Consider the following 21,182-nt stretch of genomic DNA (forward strand, 5'->3'; position numbering starts at 1 on the left):
ATTTTTCATTTGTTTTCCTCCTTTTTACGCACCAGCCTATTCTACTAAAAAAGGTCTATCCACATCATGCAGCTTATTAAGATAGTTTTCAAAAATCTTATTACATAAGTCTATTTTTTTATCTTCCATTACTTTCTTGCAAAATGCTAGGTTATCGTTATATTTTTCTTTTAGATTATTTATATAAACACTTGGATTGTCAATCTCTCCCTCTATATCTATATCGCCATATTTTTTTAATGTTATACTATGAATTTTAGCTAAGCTCTGTCCCATTTGATAAGCTAAATCCTTATTGATTTCTCCAGTCAAAGGTTTTCCATCTATATATGATATCAGCATTGCTGATGGAATTTCATCATCACCATCGTAAAAATTTATTATCTCTGGAACAGAAACCTTACCTTTTAATAATGTTAAAGCTTTCTTCTCTCTCTGAAGCTTTTGAACATTAAAAGGGATTTTTAGAACCACTTTTTCACCATTTTTTAAGGTCAGAATATAAACTTCTGAACTATTAGATTCGGTGGCGACATTTACCTTAACCACCTTCAAATCAAAAATCTCAAAATATTTACTAATTCTATCTCTATTTATCATATTCTCACCTTTATATATTGTTTATATCTTTTCTATAGCTAAAATTGATTCCTAAAACCTTCATAAATCTCACACCTTCTTCTATAGAATTTGAAGTTTTCCTAAAGGCAATTATAGCATTAATTTCTATATATTGAAAAAACTATAGAGTTATTTTACTAAAAGCAAATGCTATGTCCTCGAACATAGCATTATTAGTCATTTGCAATTTATATTTAAGTGAGATGCCTTGGTGCCTGAGATATGCTCTTGGCAAGATCTTCTTCATGCTCTCTATAAATCTCATCAGCTATTCTTTTAACTTCATTTGTGAGCCACATATGGGTAAGAGTATCTTTTCTATAATCGGTCTCACCAAACATATCAACTCTTCCATCTCGTCTCAATCTATCTACTTGTACAAGTTCCTCATAGTTTCCTCTAGTATATACTGCAAAGGTGCTACCTCCATCATTTTTTACTACTGAAAAAACCGGCACATCACTAGGTCCATCTGCTATATATATCATGTTTCTTATAGGAACTCTTCTGTTTTTATCCGGAACCTTTGAGTTAACATCTATCTCTTCAAAAATATTAACTCCTTTATTGATTTCAAAAACAGCTCTGGTTTTAGAGGTGTTATCTATAGCATAAGCTATCTGATTTAACACATTAACTGCTTCTCCTGCTTCATTATTTACAGTTTCCTCTATAAATTCACAGCCCCATATTCCATCTACATAATCAGCTATCTTAGACCCCTTTATCATCTGGGTAAGGCCTGTACTTACTATATAGTGCTCAAGTTTAATATTGTACTTCTGATAACGCTTATCCCCAACAACTTCACACTTTAATTCATCGAAAAATTCTGGAAGGCCATCACAAAATTCAAGCTTAGTTCCTAATTGCAGCAATATATTGTTATTCAAATATTTGAATTTATTTTCAGCCACATACTTCAAAAAATGATTTAAATAATAGGTATCATTATTAACTCTTACACCGTGCTGTCTAAGATCTTCACAGGCTGCAGCTACTTCTGCCCAAAACTCTTTTCCATCTATGCCGTACATATCAAATATAGGCTGCTGCATATATCCTTTTATAAGGGTTTTATCAAAATCCCATATCATTGCTATAATGTTCTGTTCCATATTATCATCCCTCCAATTAACACTGTGCTTAGGAATATATTTAGTTGAGTATATCTTGTATTTTTTCAGAGGCTGCTTCGATAAATGAGGCCATTTCTTTCTCTGTAAGGTATATAAAATCTTCTTTTGTTTCTTCATTTTCTCCCAAATAAAATCCATTTAAATATTTCACCTGCTTCTTAAATGCTCCTTTTGGAAAATAACCGAGATAATAATAATTTATCATAATAAATAAAAAAAATATATATCTCAAAAGAAATTCTCATAAAAAAAACTGGCGGACTAGAATTCCGCCAGCTGACTATTTAACTTTATTATACATATTAGTTTCCCCAGGTTTCTCAGAGAATTGAGAAAGCATTGGAACTATCCTAGTGAAATGCTCGGATTGGGAATGTTTTTTCAAAGCCTCTCCATTTTCCCAGGTTTCTAGCATGGTTAGAATCCCTTTATTTTGTAAGTCCTGATATAATTCATAGCTTATGCAGCCTTCATCATTTTTTCTAGTGATTTCAATTAATTCTTCTGCAAGCTTTAAAAATTCTTCTATCTTTTCTTCTTTAACGTAGTTTTTAGCTACTACCTTAATCATATAAACACCACCTTTAGTATTATTATCACCTATGCAAGTTTTTTATATAATTTATTTCCATGCATTAAGATGAATTCTACTTTCATCATATCTATCTACAAATTTATTTTCTTGTCCATCTGGATATCCCACAGCAATTACGCAGAATGGTAATATATTATCTGGTAATTTAAAAAAGTCCTTTACATATTCAGAAACAGGTTCTGATGTAGAAACTCCCATCCAAACAGCTCCAAGCCCTAAATCTGCTGCCTGCAGTAATATGTTTTCAGCTGCAGCTCCCATATCCTGATGCCAAGCTGTGTCTACCTTAAATCTATCACTATTTGCTAACAATACAATGGACACTGCAGAACCTGCTACAGGTTTTGCATATGGACTCATTTGAGATAATTTATTTAACAGATTTCTGTCATCCACCACAATGAATTCCCAAGGCTGCTGATTTACAGCTGAGGGAGCCTGCATTCCCGCCCTAAGTAGTTTTTCAACTTTTTCCTTCTCTAAAGGTTTATCCTGATACTTTCTGATACTTCTTCTATTAAAAATTGCTTCCATATGAATACCTCCCTATAAATAATTTTACTTCATCTTTGAGCAAGCATTATTGATTGTTTCAGTAAGCTTTACATACTCTTCATGACCAAGTAACTCTTCATATCTAGTATGCAGGTTACTCCAAGCTTTATTTATATCTCCCTGTCTCTCTTTCCCTTTTTCAGTTGTATATATGTAAGAATTTTTCCCTTCAACTTTTCTTTCCAAATATCCATTGAGCTCCATCTTATCAATAAATCTAGTTATGGTAGATGGTGCTATATGAAGAACTTCTCCTATTTCCTTCTGACTTATGCCTTCTCTTTCATTTACCACGCTAAGAAGAAAAGCGTAAGCTGTTGACATTCCAGTTATTCGAAATTCTTCCTCTGCTATTTTATTGATAATCCTGCATAACTTATTAGAAGAAAAATACAAACAATCATCTAATATTTCATTTATATCTAACATCATTAATTTCCTTTCTAAAAATAGAGTATGATTTTCATTAATATACTTCGTATTTTGCTATTAACAATTATAACATTTACTCTATTTTAGTGCACAGATTTTAACTAGCTAGACTAAATCTTGCCAATTGTTGTTTGTACATACAACTATATGCTTTTAAAAATTATTTGTCAACATAAACATAATAAAAGGCCGTGACTCTCAAGCCCCGACCTTTTTAAAATTTGTAATTATTACAGTGCTGATTTTAGTATTTTAAGCACATCCTCCTCATTAAGCTCTTTTATGCCGCCTATATTCCCGTATCTTACAGCACCTTTAGCCATTTGAGAAAGTTTTTCTTCTCCTATGCCTATTTCTCTTAAAGTGGATGGTATTCCTAGGGATATGAAGAACTTTCTTGTTCTTTCTATAGCTTTATTAGCTATTTCAAATTCGTCTTCCTCCTTGTTGATTCCCCAAACATTTACTCCATACTCAACAAATTTATCTACAGTATCTTCGTCAAGAATGTATTTCATCCATACAGGAGTCAAAACTGCAAGACCAACTCCATGAGTGATGTCATAATATGCACTCAGCTCATGTTCTATAGGATGCACGCACCAGTTGGATGATTTTCCGTAGCCTAAAAGTCCATTTAAAGCGAGACTTGAAGCCCACATAAGATTAGCTCTTGCTTCATAGTTATCAGGCTGTTCATAGGCTATCTTACCATATTTTATGCAGGTTTTTAATAAAGCTTCTGCCATTCTGTCCTGAACAAAAGCACCCTTAGTACCTGCAAAATATTCTTCGAAAATATGGCTCATTATATCAGCTGTTCCTGCTGCTGTCTGATTCTTAGGAACGGTAAAAGTGTATTCTGGATCTAAGATTGAAAACTTAGGTGCCATATCTGGGTGTCCTGTTCCAAGCTTTTCATTGGTATCTAAATTAGTTATAACTGCAAAAGTGTCCATTTCTGAACCTGTGGCAGCTAAGGTTAATATGCTTGCTAAAGGAAGTACTTTTTCTATTTTTCCAGGTCTTTGTACAATTTCCCAAGCATCACCTTTGTGATAAAAGCCTGCTGCTACTACCTTGGCACAATCTATGGCGCTTCCGCCTCCAACTGCAAGTATTATATCTACACTGTTCTCTCTGCAGATTTCTACACCTTTTCTTACGGTGGTTATTCTAGGATTAGGTTCCACTCCTGCAAGTTCAAAATATTCTATAGAATTATCCTTAAATAGTTTTACCACACTATCATATAAACCATTTTTCTTTATACTTCCTCCTCCGTACACTAAAAGAACCTTTGAACCGTATTCTTTTATTTTACTTGGAAGTACTGCTAACTGCCCTTTTCCAAAGTATATTTTTGTAGGTATGGAATAATTAAAATTCTCCACACTAATCACCTCTTTCTAAAATTCTCTTATTATATTATATCATAATTTTAATATAAGCTTTGTTTTAGGTAAGTATTATTTTTAACACTCATCTAAAACTTAGCCAAGCTATAATTTAAAATACTGATCCATTAGCCCCTCTAGGCTTGCTTCAGCCATCTCTTTTTCATCATATAACTCTCTTAGCTTATCATAATTATTGCCACTCGCATTTATTTTATATTCTAGTGCTTTAATTTTTTCTTCCAAGTCTGATATATTTTTTTCTAAAGATGCCTCTATTTTTTCTTTACTTGGCTCCTTTGGCTTATCAATATTCTTTTGTTTTTTCTCCTCCTTGTGTAAAACTTGAGCTTTCTTATTTCCAAAAGCCTTCTCCTTATAATATTCGTAGTTTCCTTGGTAAGAATTTAATTTTCCACCGGAAAGCTCCACTACTCTATCAGCAATAGTGTTTATAAAATATCTATCATGCGACACGAAGAATATTGTACCTTGAAAGTCTTTTAAAAAGCTTTCTAATTCCTGCCTTGAATCTATATCTAAATGATTGGTTGGTTCATCCAATATTAAAAGATTTATTTCATGATACATTAAGCTTGCCAGCATAAGCCTGCTTCTCTCTCCCCCTGATAAGCTTCCAACTTTTTTAAATACTGCTTCTCCAAAAAACATATACTTGGCTAGATATTCTCTTGCTTTGCCTTCTGTAATAACAATATCTTCTCTAAAACATTCCAGTATGGACTTACTCTCATCCTTAAACTTTATATTTTGTGCAAGATATCCAAGTTTTATTGAGCTTCCTAGTTTAGCAACGCCATTATCTGCCTTGGCTTCCTCTAACAATATATTTATTAGTGTGGATTTACCTGAACCGTTTGCTCCAATCAAGGCTACTCTTTCACCCTTTCTAATAAGCATATTGGCTTCCTTAAAAAGAATTTTTTTCTCATAGCTTTTATCTAAATCTTTAACAATAATTACATCATTGCCAGAACGCTCTGAGGCTGCATAAGCTATATTTATTTTCTTTTTCTCTGTCACTGGTTTATTTATTCTCTGAATTTTATCTAATGCCTTCTGCATGCTGTTAGCTCTCTTAAAGAATTTTTCATTGTCTCCTCTGCTTCCCCAATCTCTAAGTCTCGCTATGGCACTTTCCATGGATTTTATCTCCTTTTGCTGCTCTAAAAACTGATGCAGCAAAAGTTCAAGTCTTCTTTCTTTCTCCTCCTCATAGGCTGTATAATTTCCATCATAACTTTCGCTCTCTCCGCTCTCTATCTCCACAATTTTTGAAACTACATTGTCTAAAAAATATCTGTCGTGGGATACTATAATCACTTCTCCTTTGTAATCCTTAAGATATGCCTCCAGCCATTCCATGGACTCTAGATCCAAATGATTTGAAGGCTCATCCAGCAGTAATATATCTGGATTCTGAAGAAGAATTTTCCCTAGTACTACTGTGGTCTTTTCTCCTCCGCTGAGCTTTAAAAATAATTTTTCTTTAAAGCTTTCCTCCATTTTAAGTCCTGTACATACCTTGCTTAGTTTTTCTTCTTTTTCATATCCTCCCAGGCTCTCATAAAGCTGCTGAAGCTTAGAATATTTATTTAAAGCTTCCTCATAGTTGTTTTCATCTGCATAGGAAAGTTTATCCTCTAGGATTTTTAGTTCATTGCCGACAGAATCCAATTCCTCAAATGCTGTATTTAATACATCAAAAACAGTATATTCTGCAGGATAACTTGGCATCTGCTCCAGATATCCTAAAGACGCTCCCTTTCTTATGGAAAGCATACCTTTTTCATAATTTTCAATGCCCATAAGAATTTTTAGAAGAGTGCTTTTCCCACAGCCATTTTCTCCTACTATCCCTACCTTTTCATTAGTTTTCACTTCAAAGGTTATGTCCTCTAAAATTAAATTTGCTCCATAATATTTTTGTAGTTTACTTAATGCTAATTCTATCATTTTCAATACCTCCAATAATAATTTTTTGCAAAGAAAAATAAGCCCCTGCCAAATTGAGTTTTACTAGAACTTGGCAAATACATGCGTAAGTACATGTATAAAAAGGCTTATTTGAGAGAAGTTATGTTCATCTTTAGTCTGCATTTTGGAATGAGTATGAAAAAAAGACCCAAGGCATTAAACCCTGAGTCTTCTATTTCAACCTGCAAAATTCAGTTGAGAATAGAATCATGATTCATACCTATAGTTAGCAACTATTCTAAAAATGGACGCACTTCTCCCGTAAGAAGCTGAAATTGCGCTTTTCATTACGGAGCTGCTGAATTTCCATTGCTTGTTTAAGGTGAATTTTGCATTGCTAACTATCTTCTCCATGAATCTATCCTCCTTTTCTAATAATAAGTTTAATTATATCTGAAACTTAATTTTAATACAATAAATTTAGGAATTATTTTATGCAGTTTTATTATCATGATAGTTAAGTTCGTGTTAACAATGTTAATAATCACCAATATATATATATATATATATATATTGGTTTATTATACAATTATTATGTAATATTACATTTTAAGGTGCATGCATTTTCTTATATTAAAAGGAGGACTTTTTATTATGAAAAAAATACTAATTAAACTTGTTCCATTACTATTCGCTTCATCAGTCATACTTCCTAGCGCAGCTACTGTACAGGCTAATTCTTGGACCTACAATCAATATGCTCATTGGACCGGTTCAGGTGGCAAAGCCTACGTATATGCTTTTACTCAAACTTCTGATCCTTCAGATGCTTACATAGGAGTTGAAGATGGCTTTAATGATGGAGAGGATTCTGGTTACTATTCAAAAGAGGTTAATTTAAACGGTGGTTCTGATTCTATTAGTAAAACATTTTATAGTTCAAGAGCAGTAACATCTGCTTGGGCTGACCACTCCTATTCAAATGCTGAAGATTCATCTTGGATTCCTATAAACAACATAACAATTAGATAATTAGATATATGTAAGCAATGATCCAACTTCATTGCTTACATATCATACCTTATAGAAAGGAGTTGTTTTTTTGTTTTTTTTACTAAAGGATATACGAAATAATAAGCTGATATTTTTTATACTTTTCTTGGGTTTTTTCTTCTCAATATTTTCCATATCCATATGTATATCTACTAAAAATTATTTTGAGGAAAAAAGCTTTGAAAGTGTAAACGGTAAATTTAATTATTATTATAATCTAAATTTAAAATTCCAAGATAACTTAGACTTATCCAAACTTCAAGAACTTACTAAAAAAAGCTTTAAAACGTCAAGTGTTATAAGTGAAAAATATACTCCAATTGATAATTTCAACAATAGCTCAATAGTTCTGCTTTTAAATTATAATTGGCAGCCTCCTTTGGTAAAAGGAAGAAATATAAAGGAAAATGAAAATAAATCTGTTATCTTAGGCGATTCTATTGTTTCTTCTCTAAGGAAAATAACTATTGGGGAAAATTCCTATACTATAGCTGGTATAGCAGGAGACGGAAGTGACTCAGATTATAGTCATAAAATCTTTATGCCTGCCTCTTCTGTAAATTCAGAAATAAAACAAAAGTTTTTATCCTCAAAGGTATTATATTTAACCGTAAGAAGCAATAGTGAACCTAAAAGTGAAATAGATAATTTTCTTTTAAATTTAAAAAATATGGATAAAACCTTAGAATTTCAGCTTTCTAAAATTGACAATTCAAACTTACCTCATTATAGAATAAGTGAAATTATAGAATTTCCATTAAAATTATTTATTATTTCCACAGTAAATCAAATTATTATAAGCTATTTATGGATCTACAAGAGAAAAAAGGATTTTTCATTAATGAAAGCGTTAGGGGCAGGCAATCTAAGTATCATGGTATTTGTTTTTTGGGAAACCTTTATATGTTCCCTAGCAGCTTTTATAGCAACCTCTTTGCTGCAAACTATACTTAACTCAATTGGCCTTACAGCATATAATATAATTTTAAACGCATCCTATTCAAGCTTTTTCGTATCATTTCTAATTACTCTAGTAATAACTACAATAACTTTATTAATCCCGGTAATAAAAATCTTCAAATTGTCAGCAGCTAAGGCACTTAAGGAATAGGAGGAGTAATTTTGTATAGAATAATTGATGCTTTTAATTCACTATTTAAGAGGAAACTTTTAAGTATTCTTATTATAACTCAGCTTTTTTTGAGCATATCCTGTTTAACCATGACTATTAATACCTTCAAAAATTTATTGTATTTGAATAAAAGTAATAACTGTTTATTAGATTTTAATACACCTATATATACCTTAAACACTGACAAAAGTAATACACTAAAAACACCCACAGATGACCTTATAGCTGAAAGCAAAGCAGTATATAATGAATTATCTAATGATGCTAATCTATCTGGTTTTGGTAGCTATACCATAGAGGCTATGCCATTTGAAAATTCTTCAAAAAAAATTGATACAGCTTTTTTATCGAATTTTAAAAATCCTTTTGCTAATGTAGGCACTACCATGATAGATACTCTAAATATTGATTATGGATTTTATAGTATTTCTAATATAGAAGTTTCTTCTGGGAGAGTATTTTCAAAAGAAGATTTTTCAAGCACTAATGATAAAAAAATCAATATAATTTTAGGTGACAGTTTTAAAAATTATCTCTCATTAGGGGATGTAATAAATAATAAATATAAAATAATCGGATTTTTAAAAGAAGGTATATTTTCTTTACAGAACAACGCTGCATCTGACTATCTTAATTTAGATAAATGTATAATTATCCCATGTACTTTTTCTGACGATTTGCAAAGGTACTTTAACTTATATCAATCAACTATAATCAAGCTAAAGGATTCTTCAAAGCTTAAGCCTGTGAATGAAGCTATAGCATTAAAAGGTAAAACCTTGTCCTTGAAAGCATCAAGTCTAAAATCTATGTTCCAAAAAAACTATGATACTATATTGACTCAAGAAAAACCGAATTTGACCATTGAAGCCTGTTTTTTATTTTTCTCAATAATAGGAATCGTAATTGTTACTGTAGTATCAATACTTTTAAGAAAGAGAGATATTGGTATAAGACTTGCTGTAGGGGATAGCATATACGGAATATGGTTTCAAACATTTTTAGAAAATCTTATTTTAGGAATCTCAGCCTTGATATTATCTATAATATATTTTTTTACAAGATTTAATAATTATATGAATTTCTTAAAATATGTGTCTAGTATATCAGCTGACAATATGCAGATGAATCCCCAAATTGTAACTGTGCTTTTTATTCTAATATTGTTTATATTATTTGCTGCAAATTCTATAGTATTTTTATTCTTAAAAAAACTTCAGCCAAAAGAAATGATTGGAGGCGTTGATTAATGAGCTATATTAAGCTTAAAAATATAAGCAAGATTTATGGGAAAAAACCAAATGAATTTTTTGCTTTAAATTCTATAAATTTAGAAATTCATGAAGGTGAAATGACTGCCATTATGGGACCTTCAGGCTCAGGTAAGAGCACTCTTTTGAATATGCTTGGCTGCATGGATGTTCCAACCTCTGGTGAATATATATTGAACGGAATAAATTTAACTAAAACACCCTCAAGCAGACTTAATAAAATGCGAAATGAATATATTGGTTTTGTTTTTCAATACTTTGCTTTAATTAAAGATTACTCAGCCATAGATAATGTAATGCTTCCTCTTAAATTCAGAAGAATGTCCTACAAAGAAAGAAAATCCAAAGCTTGCGAGTTTCTCGATAAGGTTGGATTATCCTCACATGCTAAAAAAACTCCTAAAGAGCTTTCTGGGGGTCAACAACAAAGAGTGGCTATTGCAAGGGCTCTTGTAACAAATCCTAAATTAATTCTAGCAGACGAGCCTACTGGGAACTTAGATTCAAACACAGGAAAAGAAATACTTGAATTAATGACCTCACTAAACCAAAGTGGACAAACTATAGTTATAGTAACTCACGATATAAGCGTAGCAAGTAAATGTCATAGCACTATAAATATAATAGATGGTCAAATCAAGTAGTCAAAGGCCTTGATGAATGTTTATCAAGGCTTTTACTTTTAGTCATCTAAAATAATTTTTCTCCAAGTTCCACGAAGGCTTGTAAAGTCAAAAATGCTCTCATGTCCAGTTTTTCTTCACTGGTAACCAACTTTTTAGCTTCCTCCTGGGAAAGCAAAAATGGCTCTATATCTTCATCTGCTTCCATATAATCCTTGGATATTTCTCCTTGGCAGCTGCAGAATACTATAGCTGCTGCTTCATCCGTCATTCCTGCTGAAGCATAAACATTTTCCTTTGTCTTCTCATGATTTATAGAAATAAGCTCTAACCCTGTTTCCTCTTTAAGCTCACGCTTAGCGGCAACTTCTATGCTTTCATCTCCATCTATGAGACCTGCTGGCAGCTCATAAACATAATCATTTAGTGGTATTCTAAACTGTCTTATGCAGACTATTTTCTTTGCTTCCTTATGCAGTGCAGCAATGATTACAGCATCTTGCTTTGCTTTCTTTCCTTCAAAGAATTGCTCCTTTAAAGTTTTTAAGTTTTTTCTTGAGGCAATGACCCAATGTCTGTCTTCACCTTTTCGATTTTTATATTCGGCATCGTAAAGTCCTAAAAATTTTGTTTCAACTAAAGCTGTAAGCTTTTTTATTCTATTATCCATAAAAACACCTTCAATCTATTTTTTTAATAATTCTATTTTGAATATCCTGCCTCTTTATGCATTTCTTCCTTGCTGATGCCCTGCTTCTTATAATGCAGTGGAGCTGCACCATATTTTTTCTTAAACATTTTTGAAAAATTAAATATGTCCTCATAGCCAGTACTAGCTGCTGCCTCGCTTGGAGAATATCCTTGTTCTAGGAGCAATCTTGCCGCTTTTTCAAGTCTTAAATCTATTATATATTTTTGAGGAGATTTTCCCAAATATTTTTTAAATATGCTGCAAAAATATCTTCTATCAATTCCTAAAAAATTAGATATGGCTTCTACACTTATCTTATTTACATATTGGGTGTCAATATAGTTCTTGGCTTTCATTACATAAGTATTAGGCAGGTCACACTGCTTAGATGATCTCTCACTGCCTTCCACAAGTATAGAAAATAATTCAAAAAGCTTTGAACTTAAAAACATTTCCTTGGAGAAATTTAGTTTTTCAGCTAAAAGCATGCTTCTAAAAATATTTTCACAAGTTTTTGAGGTTATAACATCATTTTTTAAAAAATCTAAACCAGAAAACACCTCAGCATTGCTGTCATAATCAAAGCCAATCCATATATATTCCCAGGGATCCTTAGAATCTGCTTCGTAATAAGTGATCTCCTGCGGGCGTATTATAAACATATCTCCTGAAGATAGCTTATAGCTTTTTTCTCTGATTGTAAATTTACCTTTACCTGATAATATGTAATGAATTAAATAATATTCCCTGGAAGCTGGCCCAAACCCATGATTTTTTTCACATTTTTCGTATCCGCATAAAAGTGGATTTATATCTTTAAGCCCCTTATTTATTAGAATTATATCCTTCTGCATTGTTTGTCCCCCTTAAAAATGTGACATAATAACAAACACTTAATTACATTATACAATGTTATTTATTTAAATGTAATGCTAAACTATTGTAGTGTAATCGATTTACATATATTTTTTATATTTAATGTAAGCGGTTACGATAAAAAATTTTAAACAGCGCTTCAGAAAAATTTTATATAAATACCTAAGGGGAATAGTCTATTAGATTATTCCCCTATCCCTTTATAAAGCAAGCCTTGGAGTTTAAAATCCCCCAAAGCCTATATCAAAGTTCACTTAAAACATAGCTTTATTAATCTGCAAAAGCCTTGCTCTTATGTGCTTTTATAACTGTAAATATTAAGTCAATAATAAATATTGGAATTATTATTGTTACTAAATATATAGCAGCTCCTGTATAGTTCATGTACAGCGAATTTATAACAGGATGTATTAGTGTTATAACTGATATTCCCAATATAGCCCAATAACAGGAAAATTCAAGACATACATATCCGAATATATTGTGCTTAAACTCCGAATAGTCCCAGTATACTTTATTAAAACGCATTTTTAAAATATATCCTGCAGAGTATTCCACCGCAGTTGGAATCAAAAAGCACAATATGGTAATGAACAGTATATTATCACCAAAAGCATCTTTACATAATAGCACTATACTCATGGCTATACCGTACATAGGTTTATAGGGTCCCTTCAGAAAACCTTCGGTTAGAAATCTTTTTTCTGTGCTTAAGCAGTATATATTTTCTACTATCCACCCCATGAAGGAATATATGAGAAAATAATATGCTGCTTCTATAAAATTGCTCATCTGCCTCACTGCCTTCACTATTATTATTAATATTATTGTCATAAAAAATCTGTTTATTCATTTGATGCATTGTTTTAAAAGCTGGACTTACTTATAATATATGTATAAATATAAATGATTGACAGAAATGAGGTGCAATGGTAATACTATGGATAATTCTTTAAAAATGTATTGGACTCTTGATGACCTATACTTAAGTTTTCAAGATGCAGCTTTTATAAGTGACATAGACTTACTTGATAAATTTATTGAGGATTTTAAAGCTTGGAGTGATTCCAATTTAAAAGATTTTAATAACCCTTCTCAAAAGCTTGAGAAATATTTGGAGCTTAAAATTTCTTTAGAGGAGCTTCTAGATAAGCTTTCTTCTTTTTCTTCACTTAGATTTTCTGCTAATGCAAAGGACAGCGAAGCTAAGAAGTTTAATGGAATAATTGATAAGAAGGTTACAGCTCTTACAGAAATAAATGTTAATTTTACAAAATGGTTATGTGAAATTGATAATTTACAGGGCCTTATAGATAATTCCAAGCTTCTAAAGGCACATGATTTTTATCTTAATGAGATTAAAGCCATGGGAAAATATTTGCTAAGTGACAAGGAAGAAGCACTCATTTCAAAAATGAGGCTTACCAGCTCAAAGGCTTGGGCTAATTTAAAGACTCAGTTAGCTTCAAATCTTACTGTTGATATTGAAATTGACGGAAAGTCTAAAGCGGTAGGAATTAATACCATTAAAAATGCTTATTTCTCTAATGATAAAGATTTTAGGGAAAAAGCTTTTTATGCGGAAAGAGAAAGCAATAATAAAATTGCTGATGGGGTAGCTGCTGCCTTGAATGGTATAAAAGGTGAAGTGCTTACTTTGTGTGAAGTAAAAGGCTATGCTTCTCCTCTTAATATGACTTTAGAAAATTCAAGAATGGATGAGCTTACTTTAAATACTATGCTTAAAGTCATGAAGGAAAGTCTGCCTGAATTCAGGAGATATCTATTAAAGAAAGCGGAAATCTTAGGTTATGAAGGTGCACTGCCTTATTACGATATAATGGCTCCTATTGGAGTAGGCAATATGAATTTCTCTTATTCTGAAGCAAAAGATTTCATTGTTACTCACTTCTCCTCCTTTTCTAAGGATATGGGACTTTTAGCTGATACTGCCTTTAAAGATGGATGGATAGATGCAGAAATGAGAGAAGGAAAAAGAAGTGGTGCTTTCTGCCATGGCCTTCATCCTATAAAACAGAGCCGAATTCTTTGCAGCTTTTCTGGCAGCTTTAAAAATGTGTGTACCTTAGCTCATGAGCTTGGTCATGCTTATCACGGCAGAATACTTGAAAATGAAAGTATACTAAATTGTGACTATCCTATGCCTCTAGCCGAAACTGCTTCTCTTTTTGCTGAGAACATAGTTAGAAATGCTGCTTTAAAGAATGCAGATAAAGATGATGCACTAGAAATACTAGGGACTGAGCTTGTTAACTGTACTAGTGTTGTAGTAGATATATATGCCAGATTCCTATTCGAGAAGGAATTTTTCTCTAGAAGGGAAAATGGAGAGGTGTCTCTTGAGGAAATAAAGGAGCTAATGCTTTGGGCTCAAAAGGAAGCCTATGGAGATGCTGTTCTGGAAGAAACTTTAGATCCTTACGCATGGATACATAAACCTCATTACTACTATGCGCAAAGGAATTTTTATAATTTTCCTTATGCTTTTGGAATGCTGTTTGCTAAGGGTTTATACAGCATATACTCAAAGGAAGGCAGTGAATTTATTCCTAAGTATAAAGAAATTCTAAAGCTTACAGGTCAGGCTGCTGTTTATGATGTGGCTAAACACGCTGGAATAGATCTTCATGATGAGGCCTTCTGGAAGGCTTCCATGAATATAGTGAAAGAGAATATAGATAAATTTTGTAATTATTAAAGCAATAAATAGTCGAAAACCATCAAAACATGCTGCATATTGTCAGCATTCCTTTGATGGTTTTTCTATTATGGGAGCATGTATTTATGTCACAAAACGTAGTAGATGGAAACTTTAAAAGTAAATTTTCAAAAATTATATTTTAAGAGAACAAGCTCTCTATATCCTCTTCACTCATTTGCATTATTATGTTATCTTCATTCATGTCCTTATTGATTATACTTTTTATCATATCTTTTTTCCTCTGCTGAAGATTATAAATCTTTTCCTCTATGGTTCCTTTAGCTATTAATTTAATTACCTCTACAGTCTTTTCCTGACCTATTCTGTGGGCTCTATCCGTTGCCTGGTCTTCTACAGCCGGATTCCACCAAGGATCAAAATGTATTACTACATCGGCTCCCGTAAGGTTCAATCCTGTACCTCCAGCTTTTAAGGATATTAAAAATACTGAAGCTTCACCTTGATTGAATTTCTTTACCATGCTTATTCTTTCCTCACTCTTGGTGCTTCCGTCCAAATACATATGACCTATTTGATTTTTTATAAGTCTCTTCTTAATATTCTTTAGTACAGAAGTAAATTGGGAGAACAGCAGTATTTTATGTCCTTGAGCAGTTACTTCCTCAAGCAAATCATCTAAAGCCATCATTTTTCCGCTTTCTGAAGAAAAATCTTCAATAAAAACAGCAGGATCGCAGCATATTTGTCTTAATCTTGTAAGCAAGGAAAGTATCTTTATTTTACTCTTGCCAAAGCCATTATTTTTTATTTCTGAATTAACAGTTTGTCTAGCTGTATCAAGATAAGCCGCATACAGCTTCTTTTGCTCTTCCGTCATTTCTACTATGAGCTTATGCTCTATTTTAGGAGGAAGTTCCTTTATAACATCCTTCTTCATCCTTCTTAGTATGAAAGGTTTTATATGATCATTCAGCTCCTTAAGAGCCTTCTTATTCTCGTCCTTTATTATTGGAGTCTCATATTTCTTACTAAACTTACTGTGGCTTAACAAGTATCCCGGCATAACAAAATCAAATATGGACCAAAGCTCGGTAAGTGAATTCTCTATAGGAGTTCCAGTAAGTGCAAAATACCCCTTTGCCTTCAATTGTTTAACTGAAGTAGCATTTTGAGAGGCTGGGTTTTTTATCTGCTGAGCTTCATCAATTATGCAGTAATTAAACCAAATTTGGCTGTACTCATCTATATCTCTTTTTATCAGTGGATAGGAGGTTATAACTACATCTACCTTTTCTATGTCTCCCATCATTTCTTCTCTCTTCTTCTTAGGCCCTGAAATTACCACAGTTTTAAGCTGCGGAGCAAACTTTTCTATTTCTTCCTGCCAATTATAAACCAAGGATGTTGGTGTCACAACTATAGATGGTTTATCCCCTCTTTCTGAAGCTAAGAAGGATATAGCCTGAAGTGTCTTTCCAAGTCCCATCTCATCTGCCAGTATTCCTCCGAAGCCGCAAGTAGACAGAGTCTTAAACCATTTATAGCCTATTTTTTGATAGCTTCTCATTATGGAGTTCATATCCTCTGAAACTTCATAGTCCATTTCCTTAACATCACGGATATTATTGGCTAGTTCTCTGAAATTCTTGCTTCTCTCAAGATAGTCCATATCGCTATCCTTAATCTTTTGATCAAGATAGACCGCATTAAACTTAGATAGTATTATTTTATCTTTTTCAAAGTCCTTGTCTTTTATATCGAGATAATCTACCATCTCTCCAAGCTCCTGCATGGCCTTGTCTTCTAAAGCTACAAAGCCGCCTTTTTTCAGCCTGAAATACTTTTTCTTTTCTCTTAGAGCATTAAATATATCCTTTAATTCAGATTTATCCACGCCATCTAATTCAAAATTGAACTCCAGCAGATCCTGATCATTAAGTCTTATTCCGCCCTTCATGCTTGATCTTCCGTAAATTCTTATTTCCTTAAAAGAATCGGAATAGTAAACTTCTCCAAGCTCCTGAAGCTTTGTAACACCTTCTGTTATAAAGCTTACTATGTCTTTCTCATCCTTCATTACATAAATTGAATTTCTAGGCTCAAAGCCAAAGCTTTTTAAAACCATTTGGCTGTTTTCTTCTTTTATGATATCCCTTATAAGTATTCCTTTTTCAGTGTTGCTCTCTGTTTTTTCTAAAGGATTTATTTCAATTTCTCCGTAACCATACTTAATCACAGCAGTAACATTTTTGTTGTCTCTATCAAGATAAGTTCTTATTAGAAGCGGTTCCTCATAAAAACTTTTTTTAACTGCATCATCTATATTAATCTCTTTGCTTACCTTTTTTAACACTGGCAATATATATGAGGCCACCTTTTCACTGTCCTGTTTTCTAAATAACATTTTATTTTTTTCTCTGGCATATAACATATCATATAATGGTACATATACAGCAATCTGATCTTTAGGAGGCAAATATATCTTTCCCTCATACCAGAATATCTTACTAGCACCGTCAAGTGGAACAGGAAGCTCATCGTTTTGTGTAAGCTCTATTTCATCATTAACCAGTTCCATATTGAACTTTAGAGGCATCTCTCCCATAACGATTTCTACATTCTCAAATTCTTTTTCGTCCAAGATAAAATTTATTGCTCTTTCCTTAATGAGCTTAAAAAATCTATACATTAGTTTATCAGCAAAATACATGGATTTTCCACTGAATATGGAACTTCCGCTTTTATTATAATAAAAATTATATGAATTATACTTTTCCTCGTCCACTTCCATGACTTCTGTCATCATATCTATAAGCTTTTCATCTACAGCATTAAACTTGTATATTGAAGGGTCAAAGGTAAAGCTTTTTCCAAACTCTAAAACATTTTCCTCATTTACAGCTTTAATAAAGCTCTTAATACTCTTAACCACATACTTCTTATCAAGACCAACTTTCATCTCCAGATGTGACCTATTAGAGGTGGTTTCGCTGAAAAATTTCAATTCCAAATTAAGTTCTCTTTTAAAATCTTCATTAGCTTCAGAATTTGATTTGATTTTATTAATTAAATCTTCTATGTCCGAACTGTCTTCCTCAGAATATATTCTTGGCTGATATTCCTTTATATACTTTAAAAGAGTAGCTATTATATGCTTACAAGGTACAGCGTCTTCCATGTTCTCATAGGCTGGACAGCTGCAATATCCTTTAATGGAATTAGTAGTATTGTTCCACTGCAAGTTTACATCATAGCTGTTAAACCCATTTGAAGAAATTACCCTTGTGAATATAGAAAGTGCTTTTTCATTCTTATCATTAATTTCATCTATTTTAAGATCCTCTACATAACCTTCTTTGTAGTACTGTTTCCCTTTTCTGAAAGTAAAGTCATCAACTATCTCTTTTAAATTTTCCTCTTTTATTCTCAAAATTAACTTCCTCCAAAGCTCACTTATGTAAATTAAAAACATATTTACCTATGATTTTTTACATAATATCAAATTTATATACTGAAACTTAAATTAAATCTGCATTTTTAAATTATAGCTTCAAATAGATATCTTTCATTTTAATTATATCACTTTTAATTTCATCCCTTAGCTTAACAGGTTCCAATAATTCTGCATTGCATCCAAACTGCATTATCCATCGCTTTAATCCAACAGAATATTTAGCCGTAAATTTAGCTATTATATCTCCGCTCTCATCTATCATAAGTTCCACATCACGTCCTAATTCGTCCACTATAGAATCTAAGAGACCTCTATTCATTTTCAGCACTACTGTGCATTCTTCTCCAGCATACATTCTAAAGCTTTTTTTAGAATAGATGGCTCCATCAAAACCATCTTTAAATTCTTCTAAGCCTTCCAAAACTACTCTATCATCTTCTAATATTTCAATATTTCGTATTTTGTCCATCCTATAGTGAGATGCTTTAGTGTAATTATCGTGAACTGCCACAAGATAATAACACTCTTGCTTTAAAATCATAGCCACGGGACTTACAATATATAATTTATTCTTGTTGTTTTCATCTGCTCTAGGCAAAAGTTCCTTCCACATATTGTAATGGCAATAGTTAAAGCTTATTTTTTTGTTTTCTATAATGGCGTGATTTATCTTATCTACAGTATAAAATATCTGATTATTATTGGATTTCACTCTATTATCTATATAAAGCTGCTTATACAGTCTATCATACACATAATTGCTATTGAGCTGTTTCAGCTTTTCTATTATTTCGTTAGTTTTCTTGTGGGTTATAAATTTGCAGGAAACTATAAGATCCATAAGTATTCTTATCTCGTGCTCTTCCAAATTTGAGGATCTTAGATAATAGCCTTCTCCATTCTCCTCGTAATCACTTATATCAAAGTTCAACTCTTTCAAAGTGTTTATATATTCATATATAGCTCTTCTATCCGTATTGGTGCCTGTAACTTGCCTAAGTCTAGCTATAAGCTGAGTAGAAGTTAAAATATGATTTTCATCAGTTTCATTTTTTAATATTTCTAGAAATTTATAAAATTTATAATGATTATTCATATTTATACTCCTGCTCACTCATGATTTTATTGTTACTAAACTCTTCTATATTTCCATTCGCCCTTATTCATTCTAACCAGATACATTATAGACCTGGAGCTGAAATCAAAGAATATTCCTATCATAACCGCCAGCATTCCTATATGAAATAGTGAATTGAAGCCATAGGACATCAAAACTCTGCAGCTCCAAAGCCCTACTATTGAAGTTGTCATTACATACATTATATCACCTGCAGCCTTTAATGTTGCAGAACATAAATTAAGAATTGCAAGCATTGGCTCCAATATTCCGAAGGTTCTTATAAGTCCTACTGATTCTTTTATAACCATGCTATCGCTAGAATAAACTGAAGCTAAATTTTTTGCAAATATTATCATCAATATTCCTATTACAAAAGCTACTATCATAGTTATCTTAAGACTTTCATAGGCGTACTTTTCCGCCTTCTTATAATCCTTTTGACCAAGACTTTGTCCAACTAAGGTTGTATTAGCTATTGCAAAGCCGAATATAGGAAAAAACGCTAGGGAATTTACGTTAATACCTACTTGATAAGAGGCCATAGCTATAGTTCCCATGGCAGTAATTATGATTTGAAGCACTAAAAATCCACCCTGCATAACTGCCTGCTCTATAAATCCAGGTACTCCTATATTGATTATTCTTTTCATAAGGTTAAGATGAATCTTATAATCATCCTTAAGGCCAAGTCCAAGCTTCAAGTTTTTACCATTGTAAAGTACTAAAAGTCTCATGGTTACTGCCACCACACGCGTAACAGTAACAGCCAGGGCTGATCCTACAACTCCCATTGCAGGTATATGTAACGGAGAAAATCCAAATACAAGCAAAGTATTCAATATTATATTCAAAACATTGGCTATGCCTGTTATTACCATAGGTGTTTTAGTATCCCCTGCTCCTCTCATTGCACCAGAAATTATTATATCAAGCACAAAAAACGGCAAATTAAATACTATTATATTGAAGTAATTTAGTCCTACATTAAATACCTTTTCTTCAGCTCCGCCAAAAAATACCTTTAATATAGAAAAAGAAAATATTTTTCCAAAGGCAGTAAGCAGTATACCAACTACTAAAGCCATATACATAGATTGCACTAAAGCTTTTTTTGCGCCAGCCTTGTCCTTTTCTCCTGTGAGTCTAGCTATTATTACTGTTGTACCGATAGAAAGACCTGAAAAAACCGTCTGCAAAAATCCTACCAGCATGTTTACCATACCTACTGCCGCCACAGCATCGGTACCTATTCTTCCCATAAATATGGTTGATACCATACCAACCATCATTTCAAGAATTTGTTCCATTATAGAAGGCCAAGCAAGCTTTATTACCTCTCTATCAGCTTTCTTATCAAATTTTAAGTTTAATTTTTTCATATGTTCTCCTTAGGCTAAAAATTTTTCAGATTATTAGATATGCTTACGTCTTCTAGGTCAACTATTCTCTTTAGACCGATCTTATTAATGTCCTTGTTCACTACTCTATATATGTTATCATAATTTTTACTATCCTTCAAAAATATAAGCCTAATTTTATGTTAATATTTATTTCACAAAGCTATACCAAAAGAAATTAAGCCAAGAAATTTTTCAAGATTTC

The 21,182-nt window shown here is 32.3% G+C and carries 20 protein-coding genes; 5 read left to right on the forward strand and 15 right to left on the reverse strand.

Annotated features, from left to right (window positions below):
• Positions 1–36: 36 nt before the first annotated feature.
• The 9 genes from IAI10_RS17045 to IAI10_RS17085 all read right to left on the reverse strand — a co-directional run bounded on the left by IAI10_RS17045 (position 37) and on the right by IAI10_RS17085 (position 7,091).
• Positions 37–600: a phosphotransferase gene (locus IAI10_RS17045; protein ID WP_315674508.1), complete on the reverse strand. Its 564-nt coding sequence runs from the start codon at positions 598–600 to the stop codon at positions 37–39.
• A 215-nt stretch (positions 601–815) separates the two neighbouring features.
• Entirely contained in the window at positions 816–1,739 is a 924-nt protein-coding gene (locus tag IAI10_RS17050) for a haloacid dehalogenase-like hydrolase (RefSeq protein WP_315674509.1), read from the reverse strand.
• A 40-nt stretch (positions 1,740–1,779) separates the two neighbouring features.
• Complete coding sequence (locus IAI10_RS17055; RefSeq protein ID WP_315674510.1) at positions 1,780–1,992, reverse strand: hypothetical protein; 213 nt, start codon at positions 1,990–1,992, stop codon at positions 1,780–1,782.
• A gap of 48 nt (positions 1,993–2,040) precedes the next feature.
• On the reverse strand, positions 2,041–2,331 hold the full coding sequence (locus IAI10_RS17060) for a putative quinol monooxygenase (RefSeq protein ID WP_315674511.1): 291 nt from the start codon (positions 2,329–2,331) through the stop codon (positions 2,041–2,043).
• Positions 2,332–2,382: 51 nt separating this feature from the next.
• Positions 2,383–2,889 (reverse strand): nitroreductase family protein, encoded by a 507-nt coding sequence (locus tag IAI10_RS17065; protein ID WP_315674512.1) that lies wholly within the window; start codon positions 2,887–2,889, stop codon positions 2,383–2,385.
• A 24-nt stretch (positions 2,890–2,913) separates the two neighbouring features.
• A complete protein-coding gene (locus IAI10_RS17070) occupies positions 2,914–3,342 on the reverse strand; it encodes a MarR family winged helix-turn-helix transcriptional regulator (protein ID WP_315674513.1) in 429 nt (142 codons plus the stop codon).
• A 230-nt stretch (positions 3,343–3,572) separates the two neighbouring features.
• Positions 3,573–4,736, reverse strand: coding sequence for an iron-containing alcohol dehydrogenase (locus IAI10_RS17075; RefSeq protein WP_315674514.1), 1,164 nt, complete (start codon positions 4,734–4,736; stop codon positions 3,573–3,575).
• A 108-nt stretch (positions 4,737–4,844) separates the two neighbouring features.
• On the reverse strand, positions 4,845–6,716 hold the full coding sequence (gene abc-f, locus IAI10_RS17080; RefSeq protein ID WP_315674515.1) for a ribosomal protection-like ABC-F family protein: 1,872 nt from the start codon (positions 6,714–6,716) through the stop codon (positions 4,845–4,847).
• 228 nt (positions 6,717–6,944) lie between these two features.
• A complete protein-coding gene (locus tag IAI10_RS17085) occupies positions 6,945–7,091 on the reverse strand; it encodes a hypothetical protein (protein WP_315674516.1) in 147 nt (48 codons plus the stop codon).
• Between the two features lie 240 nt (positions 7,092–7,331).
• Here IAI10_RS17085 and IAI10_RS17090 point away from each other — a divergent pair, with 240 nt between their 5' ends.
• The 4 genes from IAI10_RS17090 to IAI10_RS17105 all read left to right on the forward strand — a co-directional run bounded on the left by IAI10_RS17090 (position 7,332) and on the right by IAI10_RS17105 (position 10,777).
• Positions 7,332–7,709 carry a hypothetical protein gene (locus IAI10_RS17090; protein ID WP_315674517.1) on the forward strand — a complete coding sequence of 126 codons (378 nt, stop codon included), beginning with the start codon at positions 7,332–7,334 and terminating at the stop codon, positions 7,707–7,709.
• Positions 7,710–7,779: 70 nt separating this feature from the next.
• The gene (locus IAI10_RS17095) at positions 7,780–8,841 is read left to right on the forward strand and encodes an ABC transporter permease (protein WP_315674518.1); all 1,062 of its coding nucleotides are present in this window, start codon (positions 7,780–7,782) and stop codon (positions 8,839–8,841) included.
• An 11-nt stretch (positions 8,842–8,852) separates the two neighbouring features.
• On the forward strand, positions 8,853–10,112 hold the full coding sequence (locus tag IAI10_RS17100) for an ABC transporter permease (protein WP_315674519.1): 1,260 nt from the start codon (positions 8,853–8,855) through the stop codon (positions 10,110–10,112).
• Positions 10,112–10,777, forward strand: a complete 666-nt coding sequence (locus tag IAI10_RS17105; RefSeq protein WP_315674520.1) for an ABC transporter ATP-binding protein — start codon at positions 10,112–10,114, stop codon at positions 10,775–10,777. Before IAI10_RS17100 ends, IAI10_RS17105 begins: the two co-directional genes overlap by 1 nt.
• Positions 10,778–10,823: 46 nt before the next feature.
• On the opposite strand, the gene IAI10_RS17110 is transcribed toward IAI10_RS17105, so the two are convergent.
• The 3 genes from IAI10_RS17110 to IAI10_RS17120 form a co-directional block, all read right to left on the reverse strand.
• The gene (locus IAI10_RS17110) at positions 10,824–11,426 is read right to left on the reverse strand and encodes an NUDIX hydrolase (protein WP_315674521.1); all 603 of its coding nucleotides are present in this window, start codon (positions 11,424–11,426) and stop codon (positions 10,824–10,826) included.
• A 32-nt stretch (positions 11,427–11,458) separates the two neighbouring features.
• A complete protein-coding gene (locus IAI10_RS17115; protein ID WP_315674522.1) occupies positions 11,459–12,301 on the reverse strand; it encodes an AraC family transcriptional regulator in 843 nt (280 codons plus the stop codon).
• A 292-nt stretch (positions 12,302–12,593) separates the two neighbouring features.
• Complete coding sequence (locus IAI10_RS17120) at positions 12,594–13,157, reverse strand: putative ABC transporter permease (RefSeq protein ID WP_315674523.1); 564 nt, start codon at positions 13,155–13,157, stop codon at positions 12,594–12,596.
• Positions 13,158–13,263: 106 nt separating this feature from the next.
• On the opposite strand from IAI10_RS17120, the gene IAI10_RS17125 reads away from it, so the two are divergent.
• Positions 13,264–15,042, forward strand: coding sequence for a M3 family oligoendopeptidase (locus IAI10_RS17125; protein WP_315674524.1), 1,779 nt, complete (start codon positions 13,264–13,266; stop codon positions 15,040–15,042).
• A gap of 142 nt (positions 15,043–15,184) precedes the next feature.
• Here the strand turns inward: IAI10_RS17125 and IAI10_RS17130 are convergent, their stop codons facing one another.
• The 3 genes from IAI10_RS17130 to IAI10_RS17140 form a co-directional block, all read right to left on the reverse strand.
• Positions 15,185–18,436 (reverse strand): SNF2 helicase associated domain-containing protein, encoded by a 3,252-nt coding sequence (locus IAI10_RS17130; RefSeq protein WP_315674525.1) that lies wholly within the window; start codon positions 18,434–18,436, stop codon positions 15,185–15,187.
• 112 nt (positions 18,437–18,548) lie between these two features.
• Positions 18,549–19,556, reverse strand: coding sequence for a WYL domain-containing protein (locus IAI10_RS17135; RefSeq protein WP_315674526.1), 1,008 nt, complete (start codon positions 19,554–19,556; stop codon positions 18,549–18,551).
• Positions 19,557–19,591: 35 nt separating this feature from the next.
• Positions 19,592–20,959 carry an MATE family efflux transporter gene (locus IAI10_RS17140; RefSeq protein WP_315674527.1) on the reverse strand — a complete coding sequence of 456 codons (1,368 nt, stop codon included), beginning with the start codon at positions 20,957–20,959 and terminating at the stop codon, positions 19,592–19,594.
• Positions 20,960–21,182: the final 223 nt, after the last annotated feature.

Origin of the sequence: Clostridium sp. 19966 (assembly GCF_032335695.1) — a bacterium.
In the GTDB taxonomy this organism is placed as follows: domain Bacteria; phylum Bacillota; class Clostridia; order Clostridiales; family Clostridiaceae; genus JACTOJ01.

Excerpts from the sequence above, each read along its gene's own strand:
- IAI10_RS17045 (WP_315674508.1), bottom strand. The coding sequence starts at position 600 with ATGATAAATAGAGATAGAATTAGTAAATATTTTGAGATTTTTGATTTG.
- IAI10_RS17050 (WP_315674509.1), bottom strand. The coding sequence starts at position 1,739 with ATGGAACAGAACATTATAGCAATGATATGGGATTTTGATAAAACCCTT.
- IAI10_RS17060 (WP_315674511.1), bottom strand. The coding sequence starts at position 2,331 with ATGATTAAGGTAGTAGCTAAAAACTACGTTAAAGAAGAAAAGATAGAA.
- IAI10_RS17065 (WP_315674512.1), bottom strand. The coding sequence starts at position 2,889 with ATGGAAGCAATTTTTAATAGAAGAAGTATCAGAAAGTATCAGGATAAA.
- IAI10_RS17070 (WP_315674513.1), bottom strand. The coding sequence starts at position 3,342 with ATGATGTTAGATATAAATGAAATATTAGATGATTGTTTGTATTTTTCT.
- abc-f (WP_315674515.1), bottom strand. The coding sequence starts at position 6,716 with ATGATAGAATTAGCATTAAGTAAACTACAAAAATATTATGGAGCAAAT.
- IAI10_RS17085 (WP_315674516.1), bottom strand. The coding sequence starts at position 7,091 with ATGGAGAAGATAGTTAGCAATGCAAAATTCACCTTAAACAAGCAATGG.
- IAI10_RS17090 (WP_315674517.1), top strand. The coding sequence starts at position 7,332 with ATGAAAAAAATACTAATTAAACTTGTTCCATTACTATTCGCTTCATCA.
- IAI10_RS17105 (WP_315674520.1), top strand. The coding sequence starts at position 10,112 with ATGAGCTATATTAAGCTTAAAAATATAAGCAAGATTTATGGGAAAAAA.
- IAI10_RS17110 (WP_315674521.1), bottom strand. The coding sequence starts at position 11,426 with ATGGATAATAGAATAAAAAAGCTTACAGCTTTAGTTGAAACAAAATTT.
- IAI10_RS17115 (WP_315674522.1), bottom strand. The coding sequence starts at position 12,301 with ATGCAGAAGGATATAATTCTAATAAATAAGGGGCTTAAAGATATAAAT.
- IAI10_RS17120 (WP_315674523.1), bottom strand. The coding sequence starts at position 13,157 with ATGACAATAATATTAATAATAATAGTGAAGGCAGTGAGGCAGATGAGC.
- IAI10_RS17125 (WP_315674524.1), top strand. The coding sequence starts at position 13,264 with ATGGATAATTCTTTAAAAATGTATTGGACTCTTGATGACCTATACTTA.
- IAI10_RS17135 (WP_315674526.1), bottom strand. The coding sequence starts at position 19,556 with ATGAATAATCATTATAAATTTTATAAATTTCTAGAAATATTAAAAAAT.
- IAI10_RS17140 (WP_315674527.1), bottom strand. The coding sequence starts at position 20,959 with ATGAAAAAATTAAACTTAAAATTTGATAAGAAAGCTGATAGAGAGGTA.